General features: G+C 63.6%; 12 protein-coding genes. 2 read left to right on the forward strand and 10 right to left on the reverse strand.

Features of this window, described 5'->3' with window-relative positions; genetic code table 11:
- Nucleotides 1-5 precede the first annotated feature (5 nt).
- Together E1H16_RS10075 and E1H16_RS10080 are read right to left on the reverse strand one after the other, a co-directional pair.
- Nucleotides 6-221: a CsbD family protein gene (locus E1H16_RS10075; protein ID WP_134323751.1), complete on the reverse strand. Its 216-nt coding sequence runs from the start codon at nt 219-221 to the stop codon at nt 6-8.
- 169 nt (nt 222-390) lie between these two features.
- Complete coding sequence (locus tag E1H16_RS10080; protein ID WP_134323752.1) at nt 391-1,563, reverse strand: LLM class flavin-dependent oxidoreductase; 1,173 nt, start codon at nt 1,561-1,563, stop codon at nt 391-393.
- A 171-nt stretch (nt 1,564-1,734) separates the two neighbouring features.
- On the opposite strand from E1H16_RS10080, the gene E1H16_RS10085 reads away from it, so the two are divergent.
- Nucleotides 1,735-3,513, forward strand: a complete 1,779-nt coding sequence (locus E1H16_RS10085) for a sigma-54-dependent Fis family transcriptional regulator (protein ID WP_166741703.1) — start codon at nt 1,735-1,737, stop codon at nt 3,511-3,513.
- 43 nt (nt 3,514-3,556) lie between these two features.
- Here the strand turns inward: E1H16_RS10085 and E1H16_RS10090 are convergent, their stop codons facing one another.
- Entirely contained in the window at nt 3,557-4,282 is a 726-nt protein-coding gene (locus E1H16_RS10090; RefSeq protein WP_134323754.1) for a TetR/AcrR family transcriptional regulator, read from the reverse strand.
- 252 nt (nt 4,283-4,534) lie between these two features.
- Between E1H16_RS10090 and E1H16_RS10095 the strand changes: the two genes are divergently transcribed.
- Complete coding sequence (locus tag E1H16_RS10095) at nt 4,535-6,112, forward strand: ABC transporter substrate-binding protein (protein WP_134323755.1); 1,578 nt, start codon at nt 4,535-4,537, stop codon at nt 6,110-6,112.
- A 159-nt stretch (nt 6,113-6,271) separates the two neighbouring features.
- Here the strand turns inward: E1H16_RS10095 and E1H16_RS10100 are convergent, their stop codons facing one another.
- The 7 genes from E1H16_RS10100 to E1H16_RS10130 form a co-directional block, all read right to left on the reverse strand.
- Nucleotides 6,272-7,339 (reverse strand): LLM class flavin-dependent oxidoreductase, encoded by a 1,068-nt coding sequence (locus E1H16_RS10100; protein WP_134323756.1) that lies wholly within the window; start codon nt 7,337-7,339, stop codon nt 6,272-6,274.
- Between the two features lie 142 nt (nt 7,340-7,481).
- Nucleotides 7,482-8,654 carry an acyl-CoA dehydrogenase family protein gene (locus tag E1H16_RS10105; RefSeq protein ID WP_134323757.1) on the reverse strand — a complete coding sequence of 391 codons (1,173 nt, stop codon included), beginning with the start codon at nt 8,652-8,654 and terminating at the stop codon, nt 7,482-7,484.
- A gap of 44 nt (nt 8,655-8,698) precedes the next feature.
- A complete protein-coding gene (locus E1H16_RS10110; RefSeq protein WP_134323758.1) occupies nt 8,699-10,066 on the reverse strand; it encodes an MmgE/PrpD family protein in 1,368 nt (455 codons plus the stop codon).
- 33 nt (nt 10,067-10,099) lie between these two features.
- Nucleotides 10,100-11,302: a CaiB/BaiF CoA transferase family protein gene (locus E1H16_RS10115; protein ID WP_134323759.1), complete on the reverse strand. Its 1,203-nt coding sequence runs from the start codon at nt 11,300-11,302 to the stop codon at nt 10,100-10,102.
- A complete protein-coding gene (locus tag E1H16_RS10120) occupies nt 11,287-12,216 on the reverse strand; it encodes an HpcH/HpaI aldolase/citrate lyase family protein (RefSeq protein WP_134323760.1) in 930 nt (309 codons plus the stop codon). Before E1H16_RS10120 ends, E1H16_RS10115 begins: the two co-directional genes overlap by 16 nt.
- Entirely contained in the window at nt 12,216-12,713 is a 498-nt protein-coding gene (locus E1H16_RS10125) for a MaoC family dehydratase (protein WP_134323761.1), read from the reverse strand. The genes E1H16_RS10120 and E1H16_RS10125 overlap by 1 nt, the downstream gene beginning before the upstream one ends.
- A complete protein-coding gene (locus E1H16_RS10130) occupies nt 12,710-13,219 on the reverse strand; it encodes a MaoC family dehydratase (protein ID WP_208378983.1) in 510 nt (169 codons plus the stop codon). Before E1H16_RS10130 ends, E1H16_RS10125 begins: the two co-directional genes overlap by 4 nt.
- Between the last annotated feature and the right edge of the window lie 98 nt (nt 13,220-13,317).

The raw sequence follows: 13,317 nt of genomic DNA on the forward strand, positions 1-13,317 counted from the left end.
CGACGTTAAGACTCGGCGCGCTCTCGTTCACCGTCGGCGTCTGGATGATCCTTATGGTCGTCGGCGCGCTGCTCGTCTTGCTCGATCAGCGCTTCACCGTGCTCGGCATGCGCGTTTCCGGCGGCCGACATAGCGCTGTCTCCGCGGGCATCGCCGATGAACTCCTCGACCTTGCCAGCGACTTCTTCAATCTTGTGCTTAGCCTCTTCGAAGAACCCCATAGCGACCACTTCCCCTCACCTGTTGACGCGGTGAGTTCATCTTGCCACCGCGACGCGCCGGGCGGCTCGATCGTGCGCGCGAACGTTACTCAACACGCAGCGTGAGCGGGCACTTGTCGCTCATACAGCGACAAGTGCCCGCTCAGACTGCGTTTCCAGCGCGGCGTTGCTAGCTCTTCTTCGCCGCCAGCTCGGCTTCGTACTTCTTCGTCATGTGGTCCACGGCGTCCAGCTGCTGCTGCGCCAGCGCGTCGCGACCAGCGCGAGCTCGGGCCTCGGAGGCCTTCAACGGCTCAACCTGACCCTGGAAGTACGGCATGACCTCCTGGGAGATGAGCTCGTACGAACGCTGCGTGGCCTCCGGGTTCGCCCAGTCGGTGTGCATGTTCAGGATCGAGCCGAACCCACCATTGGACTGATCGATGAGCCGCTGGATCTGCTCACGAGCCTGCTCCGGCGTACCGATCACACCGATGCCGGCGTTCTTGATGAACTCGATCATTTCCTTCAGGTTGCTGCCGTCCACCGCCATCTGCGGGAACGCGGCGACATGCTGGAAGTACTCGAACCAGTGCTCGATACCGAACTCGACGTCCTTACGCGCCTGCTCCTCGGTTTCGGCGATGTGGAACGGCCCGACAAGGCGCCACGCCGCGCGATCCGCCCTCTGGCCAAACTCGGCCGCGCGCTCCTCGACGACGTTCCAGTGGTGCGCCAGCGCGTCGAAACCCTCCGGCGTGAGCGTGGCACCAATCGACATCAGGCCCAGCCCGTACTTGCCGGCCAGTCTCGGACCAGTCGGCGAAGCGACACCCGCGACGGCCATTTCGAAACCGCCCGGGGTGTACGGCGCGAACTGAAGTTGAGCGTCAATCAACTTGTGCGTGCGAGTCTCAGCGTTCACGACTTCACCGCGAACCAGCCGCGTGATGATGTCGATGTTCTGCTCGAGCAACTCGCGGGTATCGGTCGGGTTCAAGCCGATCATCTGCGAGTCGGACGGCAACGATCCCGGACCCATGCCCAGGATTGCGCGGCCCTGCGTCATGTGGTCGAGCTGAATCATCCGATCCGCTACCCACAGTGGGTTGTGGTAACTGATCGAGGTGACGCCGGTGCCGAGTTTGATGCGCTTCGTACGCTCCGCGGCGGCCGCGATGAAGATCTCCGGGGATGCGACCCACTCGCCACCCGACGAGTGATGCTCGCCTATGAAGACCTCGTCGAAGCCGTACTCGTCCAAGTAATCGATCGTGCGCAGGTCTCGACGCAGCGCAGCGGTCGGGTTGGTGCCTGCCTTGTGGTACGGCGCCATGAAGGCACCAAACTTCAGACGATTCATGCGTGTCCTCCAGAGGAAATGACGGCCGGTTACGATGCCGCCTGTCGTGTGGGTCACTGGACGATACTTCCCGGATACGCACCAAATCGACGGCTTGGCTGTCCGATAATGAAACAGAGCACACCGCGACAGGAGATCAGGAGGGGTCCATTGCCGGAAAAGGACGACTTCGTGGCTCTGGTGAGTCAGGCGCGGGCAGATTTCCTCGCCGCCGACCACACGCGACCGCTGTCGTGGCGCGTCGCGAGTGGCACCCTGGTGCGGTCGCAGATCGTGTCGTCTTGGGAACGATCGCGAGCTGCGGGCGTCCGCCCCGACACCTTCGGCGCCCCGTACCGCGATCTCGCTGCTCCACCCGAGCCCTTGCTGCCGGCGGCCCGCGAACCACTCGATTGGCTCACCGACAGTCTCGATGACCAGCGGGCGTGCCTGCTGCTGACCACCGCCGACGCACGGATCCTGGAGCGGCGCGGGGGCGGTCGCGAGTTCCTCCGGCGGCTCGACGAGGCCAGTGCCGTGCCCGGTCATGTGTTTGCCGAGGATGTCGTCGGCACCAACGCCATCGGTACCTCGCTGGTGCTCGGTGAATACCTGGAGGTGCGCGGACCAGAACATTTCACCGATACACTTCAGGACTGGTGGTGTGCAGCAGCACCTATTCACGATCCGGTTACCGCTACGACCGCCGGCACTATCTGCGTCATCTGCACCGGCGAGGGCGCGATGCGTTTCGTACGTCCCGTCGTCCTGGGCGCGGCCCGCGACATCAGTCGGGCGCTACTTGAACGCACCCCGGACTCGGAGCAAGTGCTACTGAACGCCTTCCTGGCTGAAACTAATCGCTCGCACGAGCCGCTGATCGCCGTCGGATCGTCGATGTTTATCGGCAACGAATCTGGATTGCAGTTATTACAGAGATCCTCACGCCAACGATTATGGGAGCAGGTCGCACCTCGACTCGATAAACGCCGCCCGGCCACCATCCTGCTGGCCACCTCCACCGGCGCAACGATAACCGCCCACGCGACGGCGATCACCCGGGCCGAGCAGACCGTGGGCGCCCTGTTGCGCTTGTCGGTGGCGACGCGCTCGATGCGGAGCGTGCACGCGATCCCGGCGATGCCCCAGCCGGTCCGACGGTTCATTCCTGGTGACTCCCCGGCCGCACATCGACTGCGTCACGCCGTGCATCTCAGCGCGCGAGCCGATAAGCCGACCCTGGTGATCGGCGAGGACGGATCCGGCCGCGGACATATTGCACACGTACTGCTTCGCAGCCTCGGCAGTACCGCGCCCATCGTGTCGCTGAACCTGTCGAATGACACACCCGACGGAGTCCGGTCGAACGTGGCGGCTCTGCGCGCAGGTTCTAATCAGCGGTTATTGCTGCGGAACGTCGATCGGTCTCCGAAAAGCCTGGCACCTATCGACGTACTGCTCAGCGACGCAATCGATCGCGGCGCCCGCGTGGTGGCGACCGCAGCGGATGCCAGCAGCATCAAGAAGCTAAGCGTCGCGAGCCTCTTCTCGACACTCATCCAAGCGCCGCCGCTGCGGGCTCGCCTGGCGGATCTGGAAGCGATATCGCTCGATCTACTGATCAAACTTGCCGGTTCGCCACACGCAGCGCCGACCTTGTCGCCACAGGCTCTCGCGGCACTGGCCGACCATGACTGGCCGGGCAACATCCGTGAACTGCAGTCGATCCTGTCTGCCGCGCTCAGCGCGAGCGGCGACGAACCGATGATTCGACTCGATCATTTGCCCGGCCGCTATCGCGCCCCGAATCGAGAACGGCGGATGAGCGCAATTGAACGCGCCGAACGCAAAGCGATCGAAGAGGCACTTGAGCACGCCGAGGGCAACAAACTCGCCGCCGCCGGTTCGCTGGGGATCGCGCGATCCACGCTGTATCGCAAGATGCGTGCACTCGGCATCGAAACCGACTGATCACAACCGGTCGCTCGCCCGGCAACCGGGATGTACAGCGCCGTCAGGACTCGTCGGTGTTCGCGAGACTGTCGACGTACGCATCGATGTCCCGGAATGCATCGAAGACATCGAACTCGTCCGGCAGCAGCATCGCCAAGTACGCAACGCCGCGGAAGGACGCCGTCAGTTGGCGCGCTACCGCATCCGGGTCGACGTCCAGGCGGATCGACCCGTCGTCGATCCCGCGCTGAGTGTCTGCGCTCGTGGAGGTCAGCGCGACCTGATTCAACTCCTGCATCTTCTCGGTCAGACTCGGGATCGGCTGGATCGCCGCTTCGAACATCAAGGAGTAGAGCGCACGCATCCGGCGTACCGAGATCGTCCAACCACCACGTATCGCATCAACCCTGATACGCAGCGCCTCGAGCCCCACCGCCGCGCGCGACGCCGGGTTGACGTGAGTCTCGAACCAACCAAGCGTCATTCGATCCACCAGCGCCAGCAATAGACCTTCTTTGGACCCGAATCGCCGGGTTACCAGGCCATGGCTGTACCCAGCGCGTTCACCGATCATCGCCAAGGTCGTGTTGTTGACACCGCCCTCAGCAATCAACTCGGCGGCGGCATCGAGCAGTTTGCGGGTGGACAACGCCGCCCGCGCTTGTTTCGTGGACGGCTGTGCTCCTGAATCAGTCCTCGGCGTAGCCCCGTCGGTGACCCGCACCGCCACAGGCGCAGACGCAGGCGCGCTTGCCTCCCGCGACGATCCGTTTTCTTCCGGCCGCATCCAGCCCTCCACAGTTCCGTGCGCGCCGATCGCGCGCGATTATGTGGCCCGATTGTCCCATCGCTCGCCATGAGCTCTCTCGGCGGGTAATGTTGTTAGTTGACAACCTACTTTCTTGCACGACTCTCGATTTCAATCAATGTTTGTGGTTGACAACCTACTTTTGGTCACGTTCACTGTTTCCCACACCCAAGAGCAGCCGGGCTCCCGCGCCCCGCACCGCTGGGCCCACAGAACGGACATTGGACAGAGATGCGACAAAGTTTTCGGCTCGCCACGGCGCTCACCGCCGGAGCCCTCCTTCTGACTGCGTGCGGGTCGGCTCCCGACGACCAGCCTGCCGACGCGGCGGATGACTCCTTCCCGACCAACGTCAAGTTGGACGAGAACTTCGACCCGAACGGGCATTTCAGTTATGCCGGCGCCTACCCGCCGTCAAGTTTCGATCCGTTCTCCAGCGCTTCGGGACTCGACCAGACATACCTCGCGCCCGTGTACGACCGGCTCATCTACCGCGCCCCGGATGGCTCACTCGAGCCGATGCTCGCCACGGAGTGGACGCCGTCCGAAGACGGGAAGTCTTTAGAGATCACCCTTCGCGAAGGGCTGACGTTCACCGACGGCGCCCCGTTCAACGCCGAAGCGGTCAAGATCAACCTCGAGCGCTACATGGAGGACACCAGCAAAATCAAGCAGGAGTTGTCCCAGGTCGCCGACGTCGCAGCGATCGATGACCTGACCGTCCGTATCAACGTGACCGATAGCCTGGGCGCATTACCAGCGACCCTCGCCGCACGCGCGGGCATGATGGTCTCCCCGAAGGCCATCGCCGCGGACAACGTCACCAACAACCCGGTCGGTATCGGCCCCTACACCGCTACCGAAGCCATTCCTGGCACGAGCATTACGCTGACGAAGACCGAGGATTACTGGGATCCAGAAGTACAGCGGGTCGCCACGATGGACCTGTTCGGCATGCCTGAAGGTCAAACTCGCTATAACGCGTTGGTCGGTGGTCAACTCACCGCCTCGGAAATCTCCGCCGAGCAGATCGACCCCGCTCAGGGCAAGGATTTCAGCATCCTTTCCGGTCCGACACCGCTGCTGTACTTCTTCTCGGTCAACACCGCCGAAGCGCCCTTCGACGACATCAATGTCCGCACGGCGCTCAACCTTGCCATCGACCGCGAAGGTATCGGCGGTGGGCTGTTCGAGGGCTACTGCAAGCCACAGATCCAACTGTGGCCCGAAAGCAGCGAGATGTACGACGAGGACTTCGGCGACGGACTGGAGCACTTCCCGTACGACCCGGAGAAGGCCAAGGAACTCTTGACGGAGGCCGGCGTCGACCCCCAGCAGACCTTCGACGCAGTGCTCACGAACAACTCGACGTCCACGAAACTCGCCGAGATTATCCAGTCGAACCTCGAAGAGGTCGGGATGGAGATCAGCGTCAACCCGGTTCCTTCCGGTGGCATCGTGGAGAACTTCGGTATCGCGAAGACGATGCCCACCGCCGTGTCCGGCTACACCGGCCCGCCGGACCCTGCCGCCGTCGTCGAACGCAACTTCACGCCAACCGCGCTGTACAACCCGGGCGGTGAAGTAGATCCCGCGATGGACGCCGCAGCAGCCGAGGGTGCGAACGCGGTCGATCAGGCCGAGCGTAAGTCGGCGTACGCCGACTACATGAATGCCTTCGTGGACGCGGTGCCCAATATGATTCCGATCTGTATGGCGTATCGCGTTGTCGCGTACGCCGACGGCGTCAGCAATCTGTGGGCTTCCAGCGACTACGTCGACCTGCGTGGAGTGGCCGTCACCGAATAAGAACTAGGCCGCATCCTGACACTGGCGGGCATCATCTCCACCGGAGATGATGCCCGCTTAGCGCGTGGCTGATGCCGGACTGGTGCCCGCCTAGCGTGTGGCCGGCGGCGCTCGGGCGCCGGTCCGGGCGCGTGCGGCCCGGATCAGGAGGTGCGAGCGTCAGTTCGTTGCCCGCAGTTCGGGGACGCGAGGCAGCACCTCGTGCACCAATAGATCGAGCCCGCTCATGATCTCCGCACGGGACATGCCGGGCCAGTTCATGCGCAGACCGATCTGCGCCGGACCGACCGTGTCGATCAGGTCCTGCAGACGACGAGCGCAGGCCTGTGGGTCACCGATGATGAACCGTCCTTTGCGCAGGTCGTCGAACTCCTTATCGAAACTTTGGCTTTCCGGGAGTACGGAGTCCTGACCCCAGGCCCGGTACGCCTCGTACTTGACCCGCAGGGAGCGTCGCACCACGTCGAGCGCGGCGTCCTCGGTTTTCGCGACGTACAACTCGACACCGACGGTCATGGGGAGACCCTCATGCCCGTGGTCACGACACGCTTGACGGTAGATCGCGACCTGCTCGAGGAAGTAGTCGTCCTGGACGTGCGCCGCGGCGGCCGCCCACGGGATTCCCATTCGCGCAGTCCGCTCAATTGCCGTGCGCGAATGCGCTGCCATCGTCAGGGGCGGGTGCGGCCGTTGCAGCGGGCGCAGCGCGATCGGGACGTCATCGAGACGGGCGTGTTCGGCCGAAAACGTGACTCGTTCAGAGGTCCACAACGCACGGAGTAATTCGAGGTTGTCGAGGTATCGCTGCAGCCGGCCAGTCCTGCCCAGCCCGAACGCGGCGAACTCCACATCGCGATAGCCAAGTCCTACCCCGACCGACAGTCGCCCACCGGACATGATGTCGATGCTCGCGAGTTGTTCGGCGAGATCGACCGGGTGCGCGAGGGCCGCAAGACTGATCCCGGTCGCGAGCTGCATATCTCCGGTCTCCGGAATGAGCCGGGCCAAGGTCGCGAGTGGGTGCAGGTACTGGAACGGGTGCGCGAGGTAGTGCTGCGTCGCACTCACACCGTCGAATTGGTGGTCGCGGGCAAACCGCGCCTGCTCCACCTGCTCCTCAAACCGCGCGGCGGGGTCCTCCCCCACCGGGTACTGGACGGAGATCCCCAGCGTGAGCGCGACCTTACGGCCCGATCGCGGCGCCGGTAATTGCAGTGCACACGTCATTTCACTACCCCTTAGTCAGTGCAGCGCCGACCCGCTGCAGGTCGCGGTGTATCGGTGAAAACCCGCGGGTAGACCAACGACGACCGCGGGGTCGCGCGCGTACTGCTCGCGACCCCGCGGTCAAGATAAATCGTGCCCGGCACTAGCGGCCGAGGATCGAGTCCGAAATGATCCGTTGCTGGATCTGGCTGGTGCCCTCGAAAATCTTCGTCAGGCGCGCATCACGCCAGTAGCGCTCGATCGCGAAGTCGGTGGTGTATCCCGCTCCGGCATGAATCTGTAGCGCGTCGCTGGTGACCCGCTCGGACATCTCCGAGGCGTACAACTTCACCATCGACGCCTGGGTGCTCGCGCGACGACCAGCATCAATCTCACGACATACCGCGTACATCAACTGGCGCGACACCTCGATCTTGGTCGCCATGTCGGCGACCATGAACCGCAGCGCCTGGAACTTCTCGATCGGCTCACCGAACACGATGCGGGTCTTCAGGTAGTCGACCGAGTCCTCCATGGCGCCGCGGGCCAGGCCGATGGACCGGGCTGCAGTATGCGCCCGCGCGGTATCTAGGAAGGTCATGATCGTGCGGAACGCCTTCCCTTCCTCACCTACCAGTGCGTCGGCGGGCAGTACGAAATCGTCGAACGACAATTCCCACGTACTCCATCCGCGGTAGCCAATCTTGCGGACCTTGGTGCCGCTGATCCCTTCTGGGAAGGTGCCGCGCTCCTTCGGGATGAAGAACGCCGACACGCCTTCATGGCGACGCCGCGGATCGGATGCGGGCGAGGTCCGCGCGAACACCTGCAGGTAGTCCGCGCCATCGGCGAAAGTGCACCACATCTTGGTGCCGTTGATGACCCACTCGTCGCCGCTTTTCGTCGCGCGGCAGGAGATGTTGGCGACGTCCGAACCAGCCTCAGGCTCCGAGATCGCGGTTGCCCCCAGGAATTCCCCACGCACGGTCATTTCGAGGTACTTCTTGCGCTGGTCTTCCGGCAATCCCACCGGCACGCTCTGCCCACGCGCCAGGATGCTCGCCACGCTCATCCAGCCACGCGCGAGTTCCTCGGCGACGATGCAGTACTCCAAAGCGCCCAGGCCCAGGCCGCCGTACTCCTCGGGCACCATGATCCCGAAGAAGCCGACCTCGGCCATCTTCTCGCGCAGGCTCATCGGGATCTCGCCCTCGACGGGGTCGAGTTCGTTGGCGACCGGCAGCACCTCGCGCATGGTGAACTCGCGCGCGAGCAACTGCAGTTCGCGCTGCTCCTCGGTTAAGCCTCCGGCCAGAAAGTCATCGTTCGGCAGCATTCGTTCCTCTTTACTTGTCTTCGGATCGGTTAGTTCGTCAGCCGCTAGTGGGATGGTGTCAATGCAGCACCGGCGGCGGCAAGCGCCGCGGTGAGCTCTGTCGCGGAGCCAAGGTCATCGACGTTGCGCACGGCATCGACCAGCGCATCGACGACGGCGACCTCGAGCAGCGGTTCGGTCAGGGACCGGAACTTCTGCTCTAAGCGGCCCCATTGGTCCTGCAGTTCGGACATGGGCGCCGGGATCGTCATATCGATGGCTGACGTCAGGGTGCGACCATCGTTCAGTTCGACCTCGACCTCGGTGGTGCTGAACGGGCGGGCGGGGTCTTCGAGGACTTGCACCCGAGCGGCCATGTCTTGCACCTGTGCATCAGACATCGACGACGGGTGGAAGTCTGCCTCACCGGCACTTCCCCGAACCCAGGCGAGTCCGCTGGTGAATGCGAGGCTGAATTTGCCCTGTAGTTCGGTACGAGCGTTGGTCTGATCGCACATGCCAATGTGCCGCGAGGAGACGCCGAGACGGATGGCTCGGACGTCGGCGTCGCCAGCCTCGCCGCGCAGTCGCCGCAGCGATTCGATACTGGAGTGCGTTCCGTAGCAGGAGGCGTGGTACTTGAACAACATGCCCAGCGTGCGCCAGTCGTCCGACGGTGCGGCGAGCTGGTCGGCGACGATCGTGGGATCGCCGGGCACCCGGTGAGTCCGGAGGTAACCTTGCGTGCCATCCAGCCGTGTCCCCGGGCCCGTCGCCCCGGCTTGCGCGAGTTGGGCAGCGATCAGGCCTTCAGCTGCCGCATGTCCGACCTGCAACGACTTTCCCCACGAGCCGAACGCAGACTTCAGTCCGCTGGAAGATATCGACGCCAGGCTCAGCGTCGTTACGGTTTGCTCGTGATCGAGGCCGAGCAGCATCGCGCTGGCCGCGGCCGCGCCGAAGATCCCCAACGTCGCGGTCGAATGGAAGCCCACCTCATAGTGGCGCGCACCGACCATGTCGCTCACGCGCGATTCGGTCTCGATGCCACCGATGAACGCGCGCAGGAGCGCATCGCCGCTCGCACCATGAACTTCGGCTAGCGCGAGCGCCGCAGGCAGCACCGGTACCGTCGGATGACCGAAAGAGGAAAGCACGTCGTCGAAATCGAGCACGTGTCCCGCCGTACCGTTCAGCCGAGCAGCCAGCATAGGCGAGGTACTGCCACCACCAATGAGCGTCGCGTTACCGGGGACCGCGGCGGGATTGAGCACGTCCCGCAGGCCACGCATCGGGTCGCTATGGGCTGCGGCTAACGAGACGCCGATCCAGTCGAGCAGGCTGGACTTCGCCACCATTCGCACCTCGTCTGGGATTTCCCCCGTGCGATAGTGCGGCAGCGCCGTCGCCAACATCTCCGTCTGATCCTGCATACCTCGACACCTTTCGTTATGGCGCTACTGAATTCAGCCTCGTTCGGTCCAGGCCGTCAGGACGTCGTCGTAGTCATGCTCGCCCAACAACGGTCCGCGATTCGTGATTCGCGCTGGCGTCTGGCTGAACTTGAGCGGTACGCCGGCGACAGTGACGGGTTTATCCGATCCCGGTTGCGGCACATCGACGAGCATCTCGCGCGCCGCGACGTGTGGGTCGGCGTAAATGTCGTTCATATGGTTCACCGGGCCGACCGGGACTCGCCCACCAAGTTTCTGCACGATCTCGGCGGTCGTCTGAGCCTTGACCCACTCGACCACCACCGGCGCCACCTCGGCTCGGTGCTGCACCCGGTTGATGTTCTCGGCGAACCGTGGGTCGCTAGCCAATTCGGGGCGGCCCATTTCCTCGCACAGAATCGGCCAGTGACTTGGGCCCTGAGCCGCCATCGCGATCCACCCATCGGACGTCTGGAAGATGTCGAACGGGAACAACAGCGGGTGCGAGTTGCCGACGGGCTGCGCGACGTGGTCGAGGTACGAGTACTGGTACACCGGTCGCTCGCACAATGCGAGGACGGCGTCGTACATCGCGATATCGACGAACTGCCCCTCCCCTGTCTGCTCGGCATGCCGAAGCGCGGCCAGGACGCCGAGGGCGAGCAGGGTGCCCGGAAAGATGTCCCCGACCCCTGGCCCGGACTTGATCGGCTGACCGTCGGCGGTGCCGGTGATTCCCAGAAATCCGCCCATTGCCTGCGCCACGACGTCGAACGCCGGCCATTCGGTGTAAGGGCTGCGCCCGGAACGTGGATCGCCGAAACCGCGCAGCGTGCCGTAGACGAGTTCCGGATTGACCTCGTGCAACGTCTCGTAGCCGAGGCCGAGTCGATCCATCACGCCCGCTGAGTAGTTCTCCAGCAGAATGTCAGCGTTGCGCACCAACTCGAGAAACTGCTCTTTGGTCTGCTCATCACGCAGATTCATCACCAGGCTGCGCTTACCGCGGTTCACCGACTGGAAGTACCCAGCCAGGCCCTCGTCGGTATCGCCGGCTCGGTGCGGACCGCTATGCCGAGTGACATCGCCTTTCGGCGGCTCGATCTTCACCACGTCAGCGCCAAGGTCGGCCAGGATCATCGTGCCGTAGGGCCCGGCCAGCATCGCCGTCAGATCGAGCACCCTCACCCCGCGCAGCGGTCCGGTGGATGCCTTGCCGGTTACTCCAGGCCGCATAGCCGGGCCTGCTCCAGCACGGACTCGAAGATGCGCGCGGTAGCGGCGTCGATCATGACGCCGTTCAAACTAGCAGCACCGTTTCCTGCGGCCTCTGCATCGCGCACCGCTTGTACGACCGCTTTCGCATTATCGATCTCGGCACGGGTCGGCGCGAATACGTCGTTGGCGATCCCGACCTGGCTCGGGTGGATCGCCCACTTGCCGACCGCTCCGAGCGTGGCAGCCATCGCCGCCTGCGCGCGGTACCCGTCGGCGTCGCTGATCCCACCGAAGGGGCCGTCAATCGCATCGATGCCGTTCGCGCGGGCGGCCACGATCATCCGGTTGCGAGCGAAGTGCCACATGTCGCCGGGGTAAGTGAACGCGCCGCCGGAGCCACTGCCGATGTGCCCGGCACGGATTCCCTGGCTCGCGGATAGATCGCCGACGCCGAGGATCAGCGCCTCCAGCCGCGGGCTGCACGCGGCGATCTCCTCCACGCAGGAGAGCGCCTCGGTCTCCTCGATCAGCAGCTCCAGGCCGATACGGCCGATCTCAAGGTCGTTCGCGATCTCGACCTGAGTCAATAGGTCGTCGACGAACCAGACATCGCGCGGCGACTTGACCTTGGGCACGATGATGACGTCAATATTGCGCCCTGCGCCACTGACTACGTCGATGATGTCTCCGTGGCACCACTGAGTGTGTACGCCGTTGATCCGGTAGGCGCGGGTCTTCTTGCCCCAGTCCTCGTTATTCAGTCCGGCGACGATGTTGGCGCGCGAGGGCACCTTCTCACTCGGCGCGACGGCATCTTCGAGGTCCAGGAACACGAGGTCAGCATCACTCGCGGCGGCCTTGCTGATCATCTTCGGGCTGCTACCAGGAGTCGACAGCTCACTGCGACGAAGACGGTTCGGACGATTTCCCATTATTTGGTGCCCTTCCAGTGGCTCTTTCGTTTGATAAGTGCGGTCCGCTCTCCCGAGAACACCATGACGCCATCCTGGCGGACGCCGTAGTGACGGAAGGTGACGATGCCAGCGTCCGCGCGATCGCTGTCGCGGACGTCGATGACTTCGGAGTACGCGGTAATCGTGTCCATATGGGTGACCGGCGCAGTGAAGCGTAGGTTGGTGTAGCTCAACTCAGCGAGCGCATGCTCCATCGTGTCGAAGCCAGTCAGGCCCAGCACCAACGAACCGGTGGCGAGCCCGAAGACCAGGCGCCCCTGAGCCAACCCGTTCGGGACGTGCTCGTTCCAGTGCCCCTCAGCAGTGTTCAGTACCTGCTTGGCAATGCCCGAGCCTTCTAACTCATCTACGGTCGACGAGCGACTATGGCGCATCTTCCGACCGAGCGTGAAATCCTCGAACCAGCCGAACTCGCTCAAGAGGTGAGACTGGCTGGCGTTCACAGTTGCACTCATCGCGCAACCTCCGTCCTCGACGCGTCCTTGCTGCGGATCAGGTTGGATCGCCGGTAGGTCAGCACGATCTCACCGACCGCGTCTCGCACGGTGGTCTTCCACGTGACGATTCCCGACTCGGGTCGGCTGGCTGATCGGCGAGTGTCTTCGACGACGGACTGCGCGGTGACAGTGACACCCGGGTAGACGGGTCGATGAAACTCGACGTCATTGACTCCGAGGAAGGGACCACCGCCCTCGCTGAGATCCTCTACCGAAAGCCCGACGGCCACGCACAGCAGCAATGTCGGATTAACCGGGATATCGGGGTGTCCGTCGGCCTGCGCATACTCCCGATTCAGGTATAGCGGGCGCCAGGCACACGTATCGGTACTGAACTTGACCGTGTCGGCTTCGGTAATCGTGCGTCCCCAATGATGGTCGAAGACTTGGTCGACGCTGAAGGATTCAAACCTGTTGCCGTGTGGCACCAACTCGAAATCCGTGAAGTCCGGCTGGGTGGTCAATCTCGACCTCCAAATTAGTAGGTAGCCAACAACCTACCGTCATGGCACATAAAACAACAGGGCGTTATTCGTTCGTTACCTTGGAGCGGCTGACCAAC

It is taken from the genome of Cumulibacter soli, from assembly GCF_004382795.1.
GTDB lineage: Bacteria > Actinomycetota > Actinomycetes > Mycobacteriales > Antricoccaceae > Cumulibacter > Cumulibacter soli.